The organism is Bradyrhizobium sp. (assembly GCF_028868675.1).
Classification (GTDB): domain Bacteria; phylum Pseudomonadota; class Alphaproteobacteria; order Rhizobiales; family Xanthobacteraceae; genus Bradyrhizobium.
This window is the reverse complement of sequence record NZ_JAGWUA010000026.1, coordinates 1-19,041: the sequence shown is the minus strand read 5'-3', so window position 1 is coordinate 19,041 and position 19,041 is coordinate 1. Positions and strand designations below refer to the sequence as shown.

Genomic DNA, 19,041 nt, shown 5'->3' with positions numbered 1-19,041 from the left:
CGGGCTCTCGAATATCAACTGCGGAACATCGTCTTGGGATCGAAATCGATGTCCATGTATTTCCACTGCTCGTAGGTCTCATCGCGCAACATGGTATAGGGCTGACCCTGCAGCACGGCGCGGACCGCGGCATCGGCCGCGGCCTGGTAGCGCGGCGAGCTTCCGGTCGAGACCACCTGCGGGGGTGCGGCGAGCCGCCGGTCGGGCCCGAGGCGGATGCGCACCGTGACGAACAGCTCCTCCGGATGCTCGATGCCGGGCTGCACGTTCCACAGGCTCGCAAGCCGCGCCCGCATCGCGTCAAGCTCGGACTGCGACAGTGTCGTGGCCGTGCCGCGCGTGGTGCCGAGCGATGCGGAGGCATTCAACGTCGCGCCGGTGATCGCCTGCCGGGTCGGATCGCGCTTGTCCAAGAGCGCGGCGATCTTGGTCTGATCGAAGGTCCGCTCCTGCTTCGGCTTTGGCGGCTGCGCCTGGGCCTGCTGCGGCTTGGTCTCCTGCTTCGGCGTCGGCTTCTTGGCTTCCTGTTTCTTGAGCGCCTCGGCGATCGGATCTTCCTTGGCGGGATCAGGCTTCTTCTCGGCGGGCTTCGGCTCGTCCTTCGGCTTGTTCTCGACCACGGGTTTTGGCGGATCGGGCTTCTTCTCGACCGGCTTTTCCACCGGCTTCGGCGGCGGCTCGGGCGAGGACGAGGTCACGATCTCCTTCTTCTCGGTGACCTTGCCGACGGCATCGTCGACGGGCGTCGCGTCCGCGACCTTCTCGACCTTGGGTTTCGGCTTGTCCTTCTCGCCGGTCTTGATGCCGGCCGTGATCCTGGAGAGCTGGTCGGCGGAGATGATGTCGACGGGGAGCGACTCCGGCGGCGGGGCTTCCATGGAGCGAGTCGTAAAGGTGACCAGCCCCCACCCGATCACGAGGACGTGGAGGGCAATCGACGCAACGAGTGTCTTGTCGACGTTCACCTTCAACTTCAGGACCCCTGCTCCACCTCGGTCACCAAAGCGAGCCGCTTGAAACCCGCGCCGGACAGCAGGCCCATCACCTTGGCCACCGTGCCGTAGTCTGCCTTCTTGTCCGCGCGCATGTAGATGCGCTCCTCGGTGCCGCCGCGCGCGTCCGTGATCGCCTTCAGCTTCGGCACCAGTTCGTTGATCGCGACCTCGGTATCGTTGATGAACACCTTGCCGTTGATGTCGACCGAGAGCTGCAGCGGCTTCTGGTCCTGCTCGAGGCTCTTGGCCTGCGTCTGCGGCAGGTCGAGCGGCACGCCCACGGTCAGAAGCGGCGCCGACACCATGAAGATGATGAGCAGCACCAGCATCACGTCGACCATCGGCGTGACGTTGATCTCGGCCATGACCGGTTTGCGCCGGCTGCGACGGCCACCGCCGCCGGACGAACTGGCTGCGTTCATCCCCATGATTTCAAGCCCGCGATCGCCGTCACACTATACCGTCCTTCATCCCCGCTCGTCGATCTGACGGGACAGGATGGCCGAGAATTCGTCCGCAAAACCCTCGAGCCGCTGGGCCTGCCGGTTCACCTCCGAGATGAACTTATTGTAGAAAATAGTGGCAGGAATGGCGGCGATCAGACCGATTGCGGTGGCAAACAGCGCCTCCGCGATGCCCGGCGCCACCACCGCCAGAGAGGTATTCTTCGAGGCCGCGATCGACTGGAAGCTCGACATGATGCCCCAGACCGTGCCGAACAGGCCGACGAAGGGGCCGGCCGAGCCGACGGTCGCCAGCACCAGCAGGCGCCGTTCCAGCCGCTCGATCTCGCGGGCGATCGAGACGTTCATCACCTTCTCGATCCGCATCTGCAGCCCCGCCACCGAGCGGGCATGGCTTTCGAAGGAGCGCTTCCATTCCCGCATCGCAGCGACGAAACAGGCCGCCATGGAATGGGTCGGTTTCGCCGACAGCGTGCGATAGAGTTCCTCGATCGACTCGCCGGACCAGAACGCCTGCTCGAAACGGTCCATCGAGCGGCGGGTGCGGGCATAGAGGAAGACCTTGTCGATGGCGATCGCCCAGACCCAGACCGAGCAGGACAACAGCCCGAGCATGACCGCCTTCACGATCCAGTGAGCCTGCCAGAACAGCGCGATCAGCGACACGTCGGCGGAAGCGGCAACCGGGAGGGCTGACTGAGCCACGTCGGCCGGATTCATGGGCAGTATCCTCTCAAGACGGTCGTTACCCCAGTGCCCGGCGGGTCAATGGCCGCCGGTTCCCAAGAGCCGCGATGAAAACGCGGCCAGCAAGCCTGCACAAAAGCCCTGTCTGGCGTGGGAGGCCCGTCCGAAGCCGGGCGTCTGCTTTCCCTGCCAACATGTCAAAACAAGGGCCTTCCGGCGCGACTTTCCGTCTTTTACCAGACGCCAGCGATAGTTAATGCGGGGTTACCGGCGCCGAATATGGCGGCCGGAAGGGAGGCGCCAGAGACGGTTGTCCGCGAGACGTCCGGGCCGTGGGCGCCCGAAAACCAAACCGCCCGCCTGCGGGTCACGCAGGCGGGCGGCTCGGGGCCATCAGGACTTTGGGGGCATGCGCCTGAAGGCTTTGAGAGGGATCAGCCCTGTTGCGGCTGGTCGTTCGGCGGCGTCGGACGGTTCCTGTGCTGCGCCATGAACTGGTCGAACTCTTCCTTGTCCTTGGCGTGGCGCAGGCGGGTCAGGAAATCCTTGAACTCGCGCTGCTCCTCTTCGAGCCGCTGCAGCGTCTCCGAGCGATACTCGTCGAAGGCGCGGTTGCCGCTCGAGGGCGGGCCGAAACCGAAGCCGAAGCCGCGGCGCTCCATGCGATCGCGCATGCGATCCATCCTGTACTGCATGCGCTCCATCTTGTTCTGCCAGCGATCCTGATGACTCCAGCACGACATTCTTCTGCTCCCGAGTGTGAAAAAGAGAAGGGCGAGTCCGATCGGCCACCAGATGATGAAGCCGAGGATGGTCACGGCGATCCAGCCGGGGTGCCAGGGCGTATCGAGCATGTGGGGGCGGTCGTAGGGTTGTTCGGCGGGGCCGCGCCAGCGATTGACGTCTGCGGTGTAGGCCATTTCCCTTCTCCATCACGGCTCACGCCGTTGTGAATGTAAATAACATTTACATAGCTAAACCATCCCGCGTTTTTGTCAAGCTGGCGACGCAGGCGGCCCGCCAAATTATTTGCGCAACTTTATTTCGGCTTGCCCCAGGGACCGGCAGGAGGACCGGACTCCGGCGGCACCGGCGGCGGCTCGGCGGATTTCGCCGCCGACGGCCGGCGGTCGGTCGGGAAGCCGAGCCCGCGCAGATAGATCAGCACCTCGGCTTCCAAGAGTTCGTCCGGCGACATCGGCAATTTGCGGCGCGCGGCATCGCCGCGGGCAAACAGCGAGGCGACGCCATGCGACATCGACCAGATGTGCAGCGCCATCATCATCGCCGGCGGACGCGGCGTGCCCGGCGGCGCCAGTGCTGCGAGCCGCTCGGCGGCGGCGCGGATGATGCTGAAGGCGCGTTCGCTCGCCGCCATCAGCGCTGGATTGGCGTCCGCCGGCAGGCCCGATTCGAACATTGCCGAATAGAAGGCGGGCTCCTCGCGGGCGAAGGTCAGGTAGGCGCGGCCAACGCGCTCGAAGGCGGTGACGGTGTCGGGGCGGCCGTCGTCCCAGGCCGCCGTCAGGCGCGCCTCGAACTGCTCGAAGCCGCGCTGCGCGATCGAGGACAGCAGTTCGTCGCGGTCGCGGAAATGCCGGTAGGGAGCCGCCGGGCTGACGCCGGCCATGCGCGCGGCGTCGGCAAAGGTGAAACCGGCCGCGCCCTTCTCGGCGATCAGCCCCAGCGCCGCCTGCAGCAGCGCCTCCTTCAGATTGCCGTGGTGATAGCCGCGCTCGGCGCGGCGGCTTTCCTTGCGCCAGCTCATGTGAAAGGTTTTTACATGAGCCGCGCGCGAAGGTCACTAGCGGGCGTGGTTAACCGGCTCCGTCAATTCCGAGCATTAGCCGCCCGGGATCGGCAGCACCGGCATCACCTCGACCTTCTCGCCGGGGAAGATCGCAAAATGCGGGTGGTTCTCGAACATCTTTGCGGCGGCCTCGTGCGAGGCGGCGCGCACCACGGTGAAGGCGCCCATCTCGTTGGCGATATCGGCGATGCCGGCCGCGTCGATCTTCTTGGTCTTGCCGAGCGGACCGCCCATGGCGACGATCGCGCCCTGGTGCTTTTCGACCCAGGCGTGCCAGGCCGCCATTCCCTGCTGTTCCCTGGACTTCCGCTCGGCCTCCGGCAGCGCGTTCCAGGCTGCCATCTTGGGACTGGTCTTGCTACCGAGAAAGACGGCGAGGAAGGTGTCGTTGCTGCTCATGGGTACTGCTCTCCGTTTTTGAATTGATCTCGTGACGATGTCCCGCACTCATCAACAGGACGAAGCAGGTCTTGCAATACCGACAGGCGGGCGAAAATAATTTCCGAGGCCGGGACCCGATGGCTCGCCTGCCGGCGCGCGAACATGCCGTGCTGATTGGGCCACGCCGCGATCTCATCGGCCACGTCACGCCGACGCTTGAATTCCCCGAGCAGGGACAATCCGACATAAGCCGCCTCAGATACGTCGGTCCCCCATTGTGATCCTTAGTGTGATCCTTGCACGGGACCAACTAAACTGTCATGCCGCAGGCCCGAGCAAAGGACCGCGTCATGATCTCCTCTCCCGCCAAAGTCGCCCTCGTCACCGGAGCCGCGCGCGGCATCGGGCTGGCGACGGCCAAGAAGTTCCTCGCGGAGGGCTGGCGCGTGGCGCTGCTCGACATCGAGGGAGATCTGCAGGCGAGCGCGGCAGCGGCGCTGAACAATCCCGATAGCACGCTGGCGATCACCTGCGACGTTTCCGACGCAGCCGCGGTGGGAACTGCAATGGCCGCGATCGCGAGCCGCTTCGGCCGGCTCGACGCGCTGGTCAACAATGCCGGGATCGCGGTGTTCGCGCCGCTGATGGAGACCTCGGATTCCGACTGGGCCCGCGTGCTGGAGGTCAACCTCACCGGCCCCTTCCTCTGCACCAAGGCCGCGGTGCCACTGATGCGCGAGCAGGGCGGCGGCGCCATCGTCAACATCACCTCGATCTCGGCGGTGCGCGCCTCGACGCTGCGCTCGGCCTACGGCACCAGCAAGGCCGGGCTTGCGCATCTGACCAAGCAGCTCGCGGTGGAACTGGCGCAGCTCAACATCCGCGTCAACGCGGTCGCGCCGGGGCCGGTCGACACCGCGATGGCGAAACAGGTGCACACGGCCGAGATCCGCGCCGACTATCACGACGCCATCCCGCTCAACCGCTATGGGCTCGAGGAGGAACTGGCGGAAGCGGTCTTCTTCTTGTGCTCGGACCGATCGAGTTACATCACCGGCCAAATTTTGGCCGTCGATGGCGGCTTCGATGCGGCCGGCATCGGCCTGCCGACGCTGCGGGGGGCGCGGCGGAACGGATAGGCAGAACCTGTGGAGCGTCTCATGCGACACGCTGCCCTCATCAAGACCGCGACGCTCACCTTCACCCTGCTCGCCGCCCTGCCCGCCTCCGCCGAAATCCGCATCCTGCAAAGTCCCGGCGGACAGGTCGGGCCGTTCCTCGACCTGTTCGAGAAGGTGCGCGAGTCCGGCGAGCGGGTGGTGATCGACGGGCCCTGCCTGTCCGCCTGCACGCTGGTGCTGAGCATGGTGCCGGGCAATCGCATCTGCGTCACCAGGCGCGCGGCGCTCGGCTTCCATGCCGCGCGCTCGGTCGACCGGCGCGGCCGCTCCTATGCCGAGCCGGAAGCCACCGAGCTCGTGCTGCAAGCCTATCCGGGCGCGGTGCGCAACTGGATCGCGAGCCGCGGCGGCCTGACGTCGCGACTCCTGGTGCTGCGCGGCCGCGAGCTCGCCGCGATCTACCCGCGCTGCCGCTAGCCTACATGCCCTCGGCCGGGCAGTTCACCATCCAGGGAATGCCGAACTGGTCGGTGCAGCTGCCAAACCCCTTGGCCCAAAAGGTCTTCGCAAACGGCATGCTGACGTTGCCGCCCTTCGACAGCGCCTTGAACTTGCGCTCGGCCTCGCCGAGGTCGGCGACCTGCAGCGAAACGGAAAAGCCCTGCGGCTTCTGAAAATGCTCGGGCGGCACGTCGGAAGCCATCAGCACCTGGCCGTCGATCACCATGCGGCCGTGCATGATCATCTCCTTGCGCTCGGGCGGATAGGGCATGCCGGGTGGCGCATCCTTGTTGCGCATCAGCGCCTCGATCTTTCCGCCGAGCTCCTTCTCGTAATATTTGAACGCCGCCTCGCACTGGCCGTCGAAGAACACATAGGCGTTGAGCATGACATCGTCTCCCTTGCCGGATTCCAGCTCTCGGTGAGCGCCTTCAGATTGGCGGGCACCTGCGGCGTCATTGTGAACTCGGCGCTCGAAATCTGCGGAACAACCCCATGCACAGTACATCTTGGGTTCGGCTCGCCGAGCCTGACACCAGACCTTGTATGTGTTCCCATGGCGGAGGGCCCCCTACTTCGCCTTGGTGCCTTCCTTGATCCCCTCCTTGGCTCCCTTCGTCTGACTGTCGCGGATCAGGCGGTCGAGATGCATGCGGATATGGGCGGCCTCGGCGGAGGTGTTGGCGAGCGCGATGGCGCGGTCAAAGGCCGCTCTCGCCTCGTCATTGCGGCCGAGCTGCATCAGGAAGGCGCCGCGCACGCCGTGGAAGTGGAAGTAGTTGGCAAGTCTCGGCGCGAGCGGCTCGATCATCGCAAGCGCTGCTTCCGCGCCCCGCACCTTGGAGACCGCGACGGCGTGGTTGAGCGTCACCACGGGCGACGGCTGCACCACCTCCAGCGCGCCATAGAGCAGGTCGATCTGCGCCCAGTCGGTGTCCTCGGGCCGCGCGGCGCGGGCGTGCAGCGCGGCGATCGCGGCCTGGATCTGGTAGGGCCCGCTCCTGTGGTGGCGCATCGCCTTGTCGATCAGCGCGAGCCCTTCGGCGATCATCGGAGGACTCCACAGCGTGCGGTCCTGGTCCTCGAGCAGGATCAGCGAGCCGTCGGCGGCAAAGCGCGCGCGGCTTCGCGCATGCTGCAGCAGCAGGAGCGCGGTCAGCCCCATGATCTCCGGCTCGCTCGGAAACAGCCGCAGCAGGAGCCGCGCCAGCCGGATCGCCTCCTCGCACAGCGGCTTGCGCAGCTCCGCGGTATCGCCGCCGGCCGAATAGCCTTCGTTGAAGATCAGGTAGATCATCGCCGCGACGGCGGCGAGCCGCTCGGCGCGCTCGACCGCGCCGGGCGCCTCGAACGGCACGTTCGCCTCGCCGATGCGCGCCTTGGCGCGGGTGATGCGCTGCTCCATCGCGGCGTCGGAAACCAGGAAGGCGCGCGCGATCTGCTTCACCGAGAGACCGGAGACGATGCGCAGCGCCAGCGCGATCTGCTGCGTCGCCGGCAGCTCCGGATGGCAGCAGATGAACATCAGCCGCAAAATGTCGTCGCGGTAGTGCGAGCCGTCGAGCCGCTCGGCGATCGCGCCCTCGGCGTCGTCGAGATCGGAGATCGCGTGATCGTCCTCCGGCAGCGGCGCCTGCCGGCGGGCGCGGCGCACCTCGTCGATCGCGACGTTGCGGCCGACCATGATCAGCCAGGCCGCGGCATCGCGCGGCGGCCCGTTCTGCGGCCAGGTCTTCAGCGCGCGCAGGCACGCGTTCTGGAACGCCTCTTCCGCGGTGTCGAGGTTACGGAAATAGCGCAGGAGCGCGCCGACCGCCTGCGGACGCGCCGAGGTCAGCGCGGCATCGATCCAGGCGGCGTCGGTCTCGCTCATTTCAATTGACCTCCCGGTGCGAACATGCCGACGGGACGGATCTCGTAGGCGCCGCCGGGATTGGCCGCCCCGAGCTCACGCGCGACGTCGAGTGCGTCGTCGAGATTCCTGCAGTCGATGATGTAGAAGCCGAGCAGCTGCTCCTTGGTCTCGGCATAGGGCCCGTCCAGCACCAGCGGCGGGTCTTCCTTGCGCAGCGTCGCCGCCGCCGTGGTCGGCAGCAGCCGCGCCACCGGGCCGAGCCGGCCCTCCCTCGCGAGCTTCTCCTGCACCACGGCGAGCTTCGTCATCACGGCCGCGTCCTGTTCCTTGCTCCAGGAACCGACAAAATCCTCATCGTGGTAGCAAAGGATGGCGTAAAGCATGGGCGGCACGTCCTGTTCTCAATTGAAGACGCGCCACTATGCCTCGGCCCGACAGCAAAGCGGAAATATTTTGCGGGAAACTATCGACGGATCATGGCAATGAGGCTGCGGCATAAGGGGGCATGAGGCATGACGAAGGGCGCACTGGCGCTATTGATCCACGGCGGCACGGAAAACTGGTCGCCGGCGCGCTGGAAGGCGCGGTTTGACGCGGTGTGCGCCGACCGGCGCGTGGCGCTGATGCCGGATGCGAGCCTTGACCCGGCAGAAGTGCGCTATGCCGCGGTGTGGAAGCCGGTTCCCGGCGAGCTCGGCGGCTTTCCGAACCTGCGCGTGATCTTCAATCTCGGCGCCGGCGTCGACGCGCTGATGGCGGACAAGAGCCTGCCCGACGTGCCGCTGGTGCGCGTCGCCGTGCCCGATCTCACCTCGCGCATGACCGAATACGTCGTGCTGCACGTGCTGATGCACCACCGGCAGGAGCTCTATCTGCGACAGTCGCAAGCCGCGAAGGTCTGGGCGCCGAAGCACCAGTGGCCGGCCGCCGCGCTCACGGTCGGGATCATGGGGCTGGGCACGCTCGGCGCGGATGCGGCGGGAGCGCTGCGGCGGATCGGCTTCCGCGTCGCCGGCTGGAGCCGCAGCCCACGAACCATCGACGGCGTCGCCTGCTTCCACGGCGCGGAAGGCATGGACGCCTTCTTGCGGCAGACCGACATCCTCGTGTGCCTGCTGCCGGCGACGCCGGACACGCGCGGCATCCTCGATCGCGACGTCTTTTCAAAACTCCATCGCGGCAGCCCGCTCGGCGCGCCCGTGCTGATCAACGCCGGCCGCGGCGCCTTGCAGAACGAGGCTGACATTCTCGCCTGTCTCGGCGACGGCACGCTGGGCGCGGTCTCGCTCGACGTCTTCGTGCAGGAGCCGCTGCCGCCGGACAGTCCGTTCTGGACCCACCCAAAGGTGGTGCTGACGCCGCACAATGCGGCGGACACCGACCCGGACGAGATTTCAAAATACGTGGCGGCGCAGATCGCGCGGTTCGAGGCGGGCGGCGAATTGGAGAACGTGGTGGACCGGGGACGGGGGTACTAGGCCGCGTACTCACCGTCAGTCGATGACTCTCGTCGCTCGTGCCAGCATGATTGGCGGGACTTGCAGACCGAGCGCCTGCGCCGTTTTGAGGTTGAATACCAGGTCAAACGTCGTTGGCTCCTGAACCGGAATGTTTTCGGGCCTTTCGCCTTCGAGAATCTTCTTGACCAATGATGCCGCTTCCCGCGCGACGGTTTTCCAATTGGCTCCGTAAGACATCAGGAGCCCTGCTTCAGGATAATCGTCAGCCTGACTGATCACTGCCAGCTTTCGTTCAATGGCCAGTTCTGCAATTCGCTTCAGATTGAAGACATGCCAGACACTGGCACCAAGTATCACGGCGCCAGACCTGCTCGCCCTTGAAAAGGCTTCTTCGAGGGCTTCCGGACCGCCGCATTCGAATGACTCGAATGACAGCCCGAGCTGGTTCGCCGCCGTTCGGGTATCCTCCAGCTCCGGGCGGGTGGCGAATTGAAAGCCAGGGCTCGGGTCGTAGATCATTGCCACGCTCGCCAATCCGGGAATGGTATCCCTGAGCAGTTCCACGCGCTTCGCTGCAAGATAGGCCGTGACGTGCGCAATCCCCGTGACATTTCCACCGGGGTGATTGAGGCTCGACACAAGACCTGATCCCACCGGATTCGGATTGAATACGAAAACAATGGGAATGGTGCTTGTTGCCCTCCGAAGTGCGAAGGCCGGCGGGATCGTTATCCCCATCAACACGTCGCAATTCAAATCAACGAGCTGCTTTGCCAACACGTCCACGTTTTCGGAATTCTTGTCGAAAAACCGGTCCTCGAAAATCAAGCTGCCCTCGGCATAACCGGCAGCCTTGAAGCCATCTCGCAACGGCCTGTAGTAAGGGTGGGTCTCGGCACTCGCTCCCTGCCAGAGCACGCCGATCCGGGGAACCTTCGTCAGCCGCTGCGCCCGCGCCGCCAATGGCCACGCCGCTACGCCGCCGAGCGCGGAGATGAATTCGCGTCGTCTCATGCAAGCCCCCGCCATGCCAACCGACAATCGATTGCCGCGCTCAATCTAGCACGTCCGAACCACGTCTGCTGTGGATCACGACCGTCGGTCTGGCCGGGCCTCAGCCACTCCCGGTCTACTCCCGACAACCGATAACTGATGATGCCGCTCGGACTTTACATTCGGGCCACGAGTGGACATCACCACACGTAGCGGGCGATGCCTTTGCCGGCATAGGAGGTGGTGACGTTCGAAAACTCGCCTTCGAAGGTTGCCGCCGCCGACCAGCCGTTGAGCCATTTCTTCTCGATGGCGGCAGTCACGAGCGCCGCGTCTGTGGCCATTGCCGCCCCGTTCACGACGAAGCTCGCCCCCGGCAGCGTCAGGAAGGTCGCGGCGACGTTGCGGTCGGGGTTGAAGTCGTGCGCCCATGCGAGGCGCCCGCGCAGCGTCAGAATGCCATCGGCCATCGCGAATGATTTGTCGGTGCGGATGCCGAGTTCGCTGCGCGTATCGGTGACGCTCCTGGCGTTGTAGGTCAGCGCAAACGTGTTGGCGCCCACGATCGCCTGCTCCGAATAAGTCGGCAGCTCGAAGGTGGTGAATTGGCCTGCGGCGTAAGGGGTGATGCCAAAGCCCTGCGCGGTGAAGCGATATCCGCCCTCGACGCGACCTGACCAGGCGCTGGCATTGAATCTGGCGTGGAGCTGATCGAGGCCGGCGACCGTCACGGTGCGATCGGTGGCAATGTCCTGCCAGCCGTAGGCCAGCGCGCCGGTCAGATATACAGCCCCGACATCGTGGCGGATGAAGCCGCCGGCCTGGAACAGGTCGGAGTGCCCGCTACCAAGATTGTTGACGCTGAAATTGGTGCCGCCACCGGCCAGCGCAAACCCGGCAATCGTGTTCGGCGAGATGCGATAATCGGCGCCGACCGCGACGCCGTAGAGACTGCTACGCGTGTCGCCGGAGCCGACGACCGCATTGCCGTCGGTGCGCTGCGAACCGCCGAAGCCGGCGGCCCACACGTTCCAGCGCTGCAGGAACGGCGGCGCAAGTGGCGGCGCCTTGGCGTAAATCGCAGCATAGGCGTCGCGTTCACTCACCGAGCGACCGCGTGCAGATGACGCATAGGCCATGTTCTCGTCGGCATAGGCGTTCGGGCTACCGCCTCCGCTGAAAGGATCACCGCGTCCCATGATGAACGGATCGGTCATCACGCCCATGAATTGATTCATGGCGTTGAAGGTCACCTGCTGCGCACCAGTGCCGGTCTCGCCGGAGATTTGCGTCAGCGCATTGGCAAGCGGCGCGCCGGACAGGCTGAACAGGTTGACAAAGCCCGGCGGCAGGGCGCCCCCGGCATTGAAAGCGTTGTTGATGCCGTTTGCGACACTCTGCTGATTGCCGTTGGTCCCGCCGCTGCTGCCGCCGAGTTGTGCCGTCAGGTTGAGGTAGACATCGTTGGCGTCGTAGCTCAGTGCCGTCTTGAAGTTGTTTGGCAAGTTGGTGTTGACGACGCCCGATGCGAAAGTGCTGGACACGCCGCCGCTCGCGTTCAGGATGGTGTATTGCCTGGGGAGGTAGCTACCATTGGCGAACACCGCATTCACGGTGGCGCCGCCCAGCGTTGCGGCGCCCGTGACGTTGGTGCGGTCGGCGTTGGCGGGCGAGACCTCCACCAGATAGGTCGACGCCGCCGTGAAGGTGAGGCCGCCCTGCACAGCCAAGAGCCCGATGGAATTGCCGGGCGACAGCGTGCCGCCATTGATCAGGGTGTTGCCGACAACACCATTGCCGCCGAGGGTGCCGCCGGTATTGACCGTGGTCAGGCTCGATGACGCAATCGAACCGTTGATGCTGAGAATGCCGCCGTTGATGGTGGTCGGGCCGGTATAATCGCTGTTGGCGGTCAGGATGGTGCGGCCGGCCTCGACCCGCACCGCGCCCGGACCGGCGATGAAAGCATCAAGGACGTAGTTCGAGGAGGTGTGGTTGAAGACGATCTGGCCGGTGCCGGCCCCGCCCCCGAAGAGGGCCCCGAAGAGGATGAACGGGGTCGTCAGCCCGCCGGGCTGTGCTGCAACCTGACCGAGCTCAGCGCCGATATTGAGCGTGCCAAACGAGCCGATGTCTCTGGCGATTATTATGGGCCCATCCGACACCAGGTTTGTGGCGTCCCGGATGTTCAGCGTGCCTGTGCCGGAGGCGCCAACGATTATAGGACCGGTGCCATTGAACCAGAGCGAACTCTGGCCCTTTAGCGTTATGGTGCTGGTCGCGAAAGATTCCCTATGGCCAATCTCAGCGCCAGTATGGCCGCTGGTCCTCAAGCTACCGCCGTCTTGGATAGTCAGTGTGCCGACGCCGAGGCTGCCGGCGCCAACCTTGAGACTGTTGGAAACTTCCAGGCTTGAGCCTGATCCGTCTACGGTTACGACGCCTATCGCACCTACTTCGCCGATTTCCAGGTTCGTAGTAATCACTTTGCCAGAGGTCTGGATGTTCAGAAAGTTCGTGTACGCGTACGAGCCACCGGTTGCTCCCACAACAATCGTACCGCTGATACCAGTCGTTCCGGCAGGACCAGTGTTCGTCCAGACCGAACTCCCCGTAACTGTCACCACGCCCCCACCTACGATGCTGGCGTCATTCTGGTTGGTCAGATTGGCCCCGTTCTGGAGTGTCAGTGCGCCGGGCGCAAAAGGTGAGGAATCGGGCCCTAAGACCAGGATGCTCCCCGTTTGCGCGTCGGCTGTGAAAAAAGGTGAGGATTGGATCACCGGATAATATGGTGCAGAGAAACGTCCGATGGCGACGTCCGTCGCAGAGGTCGGGACGCCGGCGTCCCAGTTGGCGCCAATAAACCAGAAATTCGAGATGGCGCCGGTCCAGTTATCAGCGGCGCACGACGGCACGGTCGTCGCCAGCCATCCCAGCGCGACCAGGGAGGTGGTGCAGAGCAGCACGCGGCGCCTTGCGCCGGTTCGACGCTGCCGCGGATCGACCCCGTGGGCGCGTAAGATCTGCGAAGGTCCGATCATCACCTGCGCCATTCCCAACAGCTTCCCATCGCGAACGCTGGTGCGCAAACTCTTGTCTGCCGCCGCCATAGCCATTGGCGTCGACGCTGGTGCCGGGCGAGCTACCGCCCCAATTGGTGGCGAAGCTTACGCGCCGCAAAAAAGCTCCGGTCGGTGTTTCGATTCCAACCGCAATCCAGCAGGATTTCCCGAGCCCAGCAATCCTTTGCTCAAAAAGCAGGCAGATTTGCCTGAACCGTGGCGGCGCGGCAACAGGCGGAACGTCGACGCAAGTCCAGATTGGGGCACTCCGGATATGCCGCTGCACCGCAATAGATGTCGCGACGGGTCAAGAACGACAATGCTCTGACAGAGCCGAACGTTTCTCCTTAGCCGAAAGACCCGACATCGGCGCGTTGACGAGTAGCCGCCCAAAGCGCGCATTCAGAAATCATGACGAGAGTTCCGGCGCATTCGACACCCGCTGCATCCTCGACCATAGGCGACTATTCACGCCCCCCTCAGCTAACAGTCGCGCATGGGTCCCAGCATCCAGAAAGGCCCTTCAAGTCGCAAGATCCTCGCTCCAGGAATTTCAGGCCAGCGCCGGCCACCAGACCAGTTACGACGCCGGATACAGGCATCTCATCGGCATCGGCTTTGGCCATCACCCGCGCGGCAGCATGAAGCGCGATACCGCCGATATCCTTGCCGCCAATTTCGAGTTCACCGCCCCCGCCGCTGTCACCCATCCCGGCTGTAAACGTTCCGTAGCCATGATTCATGGACTTTTCAGGCTCAATTCGGCCTGATTCACGATGGCTTCTAGGGCCGGGGCAGGACACCCTCTCAACGGAGTCCTGCATGTTTCAGCGAGTACTTGTTGCGTCAGTTTTGGTCATCGCTGCCTCGGTCTCTTCCGAAGCACGCCCCCTCCACACAAGCCCGCCCAAAGAATGCAACGTGATCATGCCATGCGATTTCTCGTTTGCGCAGTCACAGGGACCGAAGATGGTGCGCGTCGCACGTCGAGCGCAGCTATCACAGTCATACGCAATGGGTAGCGTTCGCTCAGTGCCTTCCGAAGCAAGTGTCGGCACCGGCCAAGTCGTCGGCGGTCGCCCGGCCGGGTGTCCTCGATCGTTCTGCGGCTGCGGCGCGGCCATACGCGTCTTCGGCCGTATCGTCCCGGAGTTGAACCTGGCGTCCAATTGGCTTCGTTTTCCGCGTGCAACGCCAGCCCCGGGAATGGTTGCCGCAAGACGCGGTCATGTGTTCGTCCTGGAGCAGCACGTAGGCGGCGACGTCTGGATGGCCTACGATGCCAATTCCGGCGGCCATGCCACGCGCATCCATGCCCGGTCACTCCATGGCTACGCCATCGTCAATCCGCACGTGTGAGCCGCAAGAGCATGATTTGGCCGGTGGCCCTGCCAACCACCGGCCAGCCATCAAAACGCGCCACGGGGCGCAGCGCCAACCAAGAGATCCGCTGGAGAACGTGGTGAACCGGAGGCAGGTCATAGCAACGTCATTCGCTCGCGCCGGTCGTCAGCTGCGGCTCCGCTTCCAGCAGGCCATCGCGCAGGTTGAAGATGCGATCGAAGCGATCGAATATCTTCTCGTCGTGGGTGACTGCGATGATGGCCGCGTCCTGCTCGATCGCCACCTTGCGCAGGAGATCCATGACGATCCTCGCCCGTTTGGAATCGAGGGCGGCCGTCGGTTCGTCGGCGAGGATGATCCGCGGCCGGTTGGCCAGGGCGCGCGCGATCGCAACGCGCTGCGCCTCGCCGCCCGAGAGCTTGGCCGGCATGGCGCTGCGACGGTGCCCGACTTCGAGGTAGTCGAGCAGTTCGATCGCGCGGGTACGGGCCGCTGCCGCGTCCACGCCCGCCAATCGAAGCACGAGGGCGACGTTGTCGGTGGCGTCGAGAAACGGAATCAGGTTGTGGAACTGGAAGACGAATCCGACCTTGTCGAGCCGCAGCCGGCGAAGGTCGTGCGTCAACCAGTGACCGTCTTCCAGCACCGCCTCTCCGTCGAGCTCCATGGAGCCCGACGACGGATCGAGGATGCAGCCGATGATGTTGAGAAGCGTCGACTTGCCCGAGCCCGACGGACCGAGCAGCGCGACGACCTGGCCCGGATAGACGTCGAGCGAGACGTCGCGCAAGGCATCGACCCGGGTCTCGCCTTCGCCGAAATGCTTGGAGAGGTGTTCGAGCCGCACCAGCGGACGAGCCGTTCCGGCAGGCGCCATGTCAGCCTCCGAGTGCCGTCGCGGGATCGACCCGAAGCGCGGCGCGGACGCCGAGACCGCTGGACAGAAGGCAGACGACGAACACGATCAGGCCGAGGATGGCGACGTTGTCGGATTCGAGGACCACGCGCCGCGGAAAGTGGTCCTTGATGTTCGCGATCAGACCGGCGCCGATGGCGAAGCCGATGAGGCCGAGCGCCAGGGCCTGCTGCACGACCATGCCGATGATGGTCCGGTCCGGCGCGCCGATCAGCTTGAGGGTGGCGATCTGCTTCAGCTTCTCCATGGTCATCGTGTAGATGATCAGCGCGATGATCACCGCGGAGACGATCAGCAGGAGCGAGGTGAAGAGCCCGATCTGGCGTCTTGCGCGGTCGACCAGCGAGCGCGTGAGGATCAGTTCCTGCTCCTCCTGCGTGATGGCCGAAAGGTGCTTCCAGCGGCGCACCGCCTGCGCCACGGCATCCGGCGACGCGTCACGGTCCAGCCGCGCGATGACCGCGTTGACGGTGTCCCGGTTGAAGCCGCCGGTGCCGCGCGCCAGTTGCACGCGGGCGGCCGGCGGAGCCAGGTCGAACTGCAGTTTCTGGGCGTCGAGCAGGGTCACGTAGACGACGGGATCTCCGCCGGAGTTGACCTGTTGTTGGGTCAGCCCGACGACGGTGAACACGTTTCGGCCGAGACGGATGCGCTCGCCGAGGCCGAGTCCCGTGCTCCGGTCGGCGACCATCTCGTAATGACTGCGCCCGATCTCGCGCCCTTCCACGACCTCCGGGGGACCTCCCGGACGCGTCGGCTCGTAACCGATGACGTAGAGCCTGAGCTTGCCGCCCGCATGCTCGGTCTCCACGGTCTGGAAGGTGACGCTGCCGGCCGCCGCGACGCCGGCGATGCGCGCAATCGCCTCGCGAACGTCGCCGGGGATTCGCGAGGCTTCCGCGAAAGGACCGCGCGTGTTGGCCTCCACGATCCACAGATCGACGGCCGGAGAGCGCGGGACGGTCAGGGCTTCGACGACCAGCCCGCGATAGATGCCGATCATCGCCAGCACGACGCCGAGCAGCAGTCCCAGCCCCATGCAGGTCAGGAGGAAACGGCCAAGGTTGTGCCTGATGTCGCGGTAGGCGAGATTCATGGCGTCCCGCCTTCGCCGACCCAGGCGGAGCGGCCCTCGCGGAAACCGGGCTCGATGCGCCTCGCCACGCGCGCGCCGTCCGGCAGGCCTCCGACGATCTCGAGGCGCGAGTCCTCGGTGCGATGGCGGAACCTGACGAGGCGCCGGTGCAGTCGGCCGTCCTCGACGGTCCACACGGTGCCCTCGCGTCCGTTGTAGCCGTGGACGGCCGCCTCCGGCACGAGCAGCGCCTGTTCGAGGTTCGCAACGGTGATCAGGAATTCCACCTGCTCGCCCAGAAATACGCGCGGCGGCGGATTGTCGCCCTTGACGAACACGCGCCGTTCCTCGGTCACGCGGTCGCTCTCGAGCCCGATCCGCACGACCTTGCCGGTGAAGGCCTCCTGCGGGCGCGAGCGCAGGCGGGCGTCGACCCGCTGCCCCTCCGCGATGTAGCCGGCGCGTGCCTCGTCGACGTAGGCCAGCCCCCAGTACGAATCGGCCGCAACGAGCGTGAAGATCGGATCTCCGGCCTTCACGACGGTGCCCAGTTCCTTGAACCGCTCGATGACGATCGCATCGTAGGGGGCCACGAGCGTGCGATGTCCCAGCATCGTCTCTTCGAACGTGAGTTGCGCTCGGGCATCGGTCAGCTGCGCCCGGGTGCTCGCGATCTCGGCCTCCGCGAGGATCGCGTCCGCTCGCGCCACGGCCTCGTCGCGCGCCGTCTCCTCCGCGACCTGCTGGGAGACGATGTCGCGCCCGACCAGGGTCTGCTTGCGCCGGTTTGCTTCCTGCTTCTGGGCGAGGACGGCCCGCGCCTTCTCCAGGTTCGCATCCGCCCGCGTGATGTTCACCTCGGCGATCTCGAGCGCAGCCTTGGCGCGCGTGACCTTGGCCTCCTGTTCGCCGAAGCTCAACCGGGCCAGAAGCTGGCCCTTGGCGGCACGGTCGCCATGATCGGCGTTCAACTCGACGAGCGTCGCGCCGACCTCGAAGCCGATCTTGGACATCACGCGCGCTTCGACCGTGCCGAGGCCGAACACGCGGACGGCGACGTCGCGTTCGACCGTCGCCGCATCGACGCGAACGGGGCGGTTGTTGACGACGGCGACGATCGCCAGAATCGCAGCAAGCCCCGTCACGCCCATCAGGACGTACCGGACGAACGGCCGGCGAAGAGCCGTCACGACACGCAGTTTCGCCGAGGATGTCCCGGCGTCGGCCGCAGTCCCGGCGGCACGGGTCGATGTCGGTGATGCACTCATGATCGCACAGGCCTCTTGCGCCGGGAGATCGCGCCGTCGATGCGGATCGCGCGGCCCGCTCCCAGCCCCCGCAGATAGATCCCGAGAACTCTCGGCGCGTTGGAGCTGGCCGCTTGCAGATCGCCGGACAGCATCGACTGCATGACCAGTCCCTGGATCGTTCCGATGAAAAGGATGGCGGCGGCCTCGATGTCGGTGTCGCTCCCCACCTCGCGGGCGGCCTTCGCCTGTTCCAGCTTTCCGGAGATCCGCCGCGCGTATTGCTGCAGCAGACTTCGCGCGACGGTCTTGGCCGGCGTCGCTTCCGCGCGCTGCAATTCGCCGAACAGGATTCGGGGCACCCCGGGGTGGGCGATGACGAACTCGACGTGGCGCATGAACATGGCCCGGAGCGCTTCGACCGGGGACGCTTCGCCCGCCGCCGCCCGATCGATGCCGTCGAGCAGCCGATCGGTCACCCATTCCATGACCGCCTGCCAGATCGCGTCCTTGCTCGGAAAATGGCGAAACAGGGCGCCCTGCGTCACGTGCATTCGCGCCGCGATCGCCGCGGTCGTGATCTCGCTCGGGTTTTGCGCCGCTGCGAGCGACACGACCGTTTCGACGGTCAGCCGGCGGCGCTCCTCGGCGGACAGGTACTTTTCGTTCATCGCGACCTCAAAGATAGTAATTAATTACTATCTTTGAGGGGCGAAGTCAACGCCCGCCTCGCGATTGGAACGGGTGGACCGGGCGCAGGGAGACCGCCGGGCCGGAAACCTGCCCCGCACGCAATCGGCGATCGCCGGTCGCTACTTCTGCTGGACGCTTTTCAGATAGTCGATGATGGCAAGGATGCGCCTGCGCACGACGACCTCCGGGCTTTGCTCCGGACCGGCCAGCTTCCAATAGGACGGATCGACGTTGTGGGGCAGGCCGACGATGGGGTTGAACCGCTCGCCCCAGATGGGCATGTCGCGGGTGCCGTGCGCGCGAATTGTCCGCGACCCGTCGATGGTTTCATAGACGGCGCTCGCGGGAAAGACCCCGTTGCTGTTCCTCGCCAGCACCGTCAGATCGGAAGGCGCAATCTTGAGTTGGTCGCTGACCGGTCCCTTGCCCCTGGC

At 65.3% G+C, this 19,041-nt stretch carries 21 protein-coding genes; 4 read left to right on the top strand and 17 right to left on the bottom strand.

Annotated features, from left to right (window positions below; genetic code table 11):
• Positions 1-14: 14 nt before the first annotated feature.
• The 6 genes from KGM94_RS05970 to KGM94_RS05945 form a co-directional block, all read right to left on the bottom strand.
• Positions 15-971 (bottom strand): protein TolA, encoded by a 957-nt coding sequence (locus KGM94_RS05970; protein ID WP_300255913.1) that lies wholly within the window; start codon positions 969-971, stop codon positions 15-17.
• Between the two features lie 2 nt (positions 972-973).
• The gene (gene tolR, locus KGM94_RS05965; RefSeq protein WP_300255911.1) at positions 974-1,423 is read right to left on the bottom strand and encodes a protein TolR; all 450 of its coding nucleotides are present in this window, start codon (positions 1,421-1,423) and stop codon (positions 974-976) included.
• Between the two features lie 39 nt (positions 1,424-1,462).
• Positions 1,463-2,179 carry a protein TolQ gene (tolQ, locus tag KGM94_RS05960; protein WP_300255908.1) on the bottom strand — a complete coding sequence of 239 codons (717 nt, stop codon included), beginning with the start codon at positions 2,177-2,179 and terminating at the stop codon, positions 1,463-1,465.
• A gap of 401 nt (positions 2,180-2,580) precedes the next feature.
• Positions 2,581-3,066, bottom strand: a complete 486-nt coding sequence (locus KGM94_RS05955) for a DUF2852 domain-containing protein (protein ID WP_300255906.1) — start codon at positions 3,064-3,066, stop codon at positions 2,581-2,583.
• Positions 3,067-3,185: 119 nt separating this feature from the next.
• Positions 3,186-3,914, bottom strand: coding sequence for a TetR/AcrR family transcriptional regulator (locus tag KGM94_RS05950; RefSeq protein ID WP_300255904.1), 729 nt, complete (start codon positions 3,912-3,914; stop codon positions 3,186-3,188).
• Between the two features lie 75 nt (positions 3,915-3,989).
• Positions 3,990-4,355, bottom strand: a complete 366-nt coding sequence (locus KGM94_RS05945; RefSeq protein ID WP_300255902.1) for a hypothetical protein — start codon at positions 4,353-4,355, stop codon at positions 3,990-3,992.
• Positions 4,356-4,687: 332 nt separating this feature from the next.
• Here KGM94_RS05945 and KGM94_RS05940 point away from each other — a divergent pair, with 332 nt between their 5' ends.
• Both KGM94_RS05940 and KGM94_RS05935 read left to right on the top strand, forming a co-directional pair.
• Positions 4,688-5,476, top strand: coding sequence for an SDR family oxidoreductase (locus KGM94_RS05940; RefSeq protein WP_300255900.1), 789 nt, complete (start codon positions 4,688-4,690; stop codon positions 5,474-5,476).
• A 21-nt stretch (positions 5,477-5,497) separates the two neighbouring features.
• Positions 5,498-5,935 carry a hypothetical protein gene (locus KGM94_RS05935; RefSeq protein WP_300255898.1) on the top strand — a complete coding sequence of 146 codons (438 nt, stop codon included), beginning with the start codon at positions 5,498-5,500 and terminating at the stop codon, positions 5,933-5,935.
• A gap of 1 nt (position 5,936) precedes the next feature.
• On the opposite strand, the gene KGM94_RS05930 is transcribed toward KGM94_RS05935, so the two are convergent.
• From KGM94_RS05930 to KGM94_RS05920, 3 genes are all read right to left on the bottom strand, one after another.
• The gene (locus KGM94_RS05930) at positions 5,937-6,347 is read right to left on the bottom strand and encodes a VOC family protein (RefSeq protein ID WP_300255896.1); all 411 of its coding nucleotides are present in this window, start codon (positions 6,345-6,347) and stop codon (positions 5,937-5,939) included.
• Between the two features lie 183 nt (positions 6,348-6,530).
• Positions 6,531-7,832: an RNA polymerase sigma factor gene (locus KGM94_RS05925; protein ID WP_300255894.1), complete on the bottom strand. Its 1,302-nt coding sequence runs from the start codon at positions 7,830-7,832 to the stop codon at positions 6,531-6,533.
• A complete protein-coding gene (locus KGM94_RS05920) occupies positions 7,829-8,197 on the bottom strand; it encodes a YciI family protein (RefSeq protein WP_300255892.1) in 369 nt (122 codons plus the stop codon). The genes KGM94_RS05925 and KGM94_RS05920 overlap by 4 nt, the downstream gene beginning before the upstream one ends.
• Before the next feature lie 129 nt (positions 8,198-8,326).
• On the opposite strand from KGM94_RS05920, the gene KGM94_RS05915 reads away from it, so the two are divergent.
• The gene (locus KGM94_RS05915; RefSeq protein ID WP_300255890.1) at positions 8,327-9,292 is read left to right on the top strand and encodes a glyoxylate/hydroxypyruvate reductase A; all 966 of its coding nucleotides are present in this window, start codon (positions 8,327-8,329) and stop codon (positions 9,290-9,292) included.
• A 15-nt stretch (positions 9,293-9,307) separates the two neighbouring features.
• On the opposite strand, the gene KGM94_RS05910 is transcribed toward KGM94_RS05915, so the two are convergent.
• From KGM94_RS05910 to KGM94_RS05900, 3 genes are all read right to left on the bottom strand, one after another.
• Positions 9,308-10,288: an ABC transporter substrate-binding protein gene (locus KGM94_RS05910; RefSeq protein ID WP_300255888.1), complete on the bottom strand. Its 981-nt coding sequence runs from the start codon at positions 10,286-10,288 to the stop codon at positions 9,308-9,310.
• 179 nt (positions 10,289-10,467) lie between these two features.
• Complete coding sequence (locus tag KGM94_RS05905) at positions 10,468-13,323, bottom strand: autotransporter domain-containing protein (RefSeq protein WP_300255886.1); 2,856 nt, start codon at positions 13,321-13,323, stop codon at positions 10,468-10,470.
• A 488-nt stretch (positions 13,324-13,811) separates the two neighbouring features.
• A complete protein-coding gene (locus KGM94_RS05900) occupies positions 13,812-14,075 on the bottom strand; it encodes a hypothetical protein (protein WP_300255883.1) in 264 nt (87 codons plus the stop codon).
• Between the two features lie 463 nt (positions 14,076-14,538).
• Here KGM94_RS05900 and KGM94_RS05895 point away from each other — a divergent pair, with 463 nt between their 5' ends.
• On the top strand, positions 14,539-14,691 hold the full coding sequence (locus KGM94_RS05895; RefSeq protein ID WP_300255881.1) for a hypothetical protein: 153 nt from the start codon (positions 14,539-14,541) through the stop codon (positions 14,689-14,691).
• A 130-nt stretch (positions 14,692-14,821) separates the two neighbouring features.
• Here the strand turns inward: KGM94_RS05895 and KGM94_RS05890 are convergent, their stop codons facing one another.
• The 5 genes from KGM94_RS05890 to KGM94_RS05870 all read right to left on the bottom strand — a co-directional run.
• Positions 14,822-15,553: an ABC transporter ATP-binding protein gene (locus KGM94_RS05890; RefSeq protein WP_300255879.1), complete on the bottom strand. Its 732-nt coding sequence runs from the start codon at positions 15,551-15,553 to the stop codon at positions 14,822-14,824.
• 1 nt (position 15,554) lies between these two features.
• Positions 15,555-16,688: an ABC transporter permease gene (locus KGM94_RS05885; protein ID WP_300255877.1), complete on the bottom strand. Its 1,134-nt coding sequence runs from the start codon at positions 16,686-16,688 to the stop codon at positions 15,555-15,557.
• Positions 16,685-17,935, bottom strand: coding sequence for an efflux RND transporter periplasmic adaptor subunit (locus KGM94_RS05880; protein WP_300255875.1), 1,251 nt, complete (start codon positions 17,933-17,935; stop codon positions 16,685-16,687). Before KGM94_RS05880 ends, KGM94_RS05885 begins: the two co-directional genes overlap by 4 nt.
• The gene (locus tag KGM94_RS05875; RefSeq protein WP_300255873.1) at positions 17,932-18,585 is read right to left on the bottom strand and encodes a TetR/AcrR family transcriptional regulator; all 654 of its coding nucleotides are present in this window, start codon (positions 18,583-18,585) and stop codon (positions 17,932-17,934) included. The genes KGM94_RS05880 and KGM94_RS05875 overlap by 4 nt, the downstream gene beginning before the upstream one ends.
• A 141-nt stretch (positions 18,586-18,726) precedes the next feature.
• The coding region (locus KGM94_RS05870) for a hypothetical protein (protein ID WP_300255871.1) at positions 18,727-19,041 on the bottom strand (315 nt) is incomplete at its 5' end.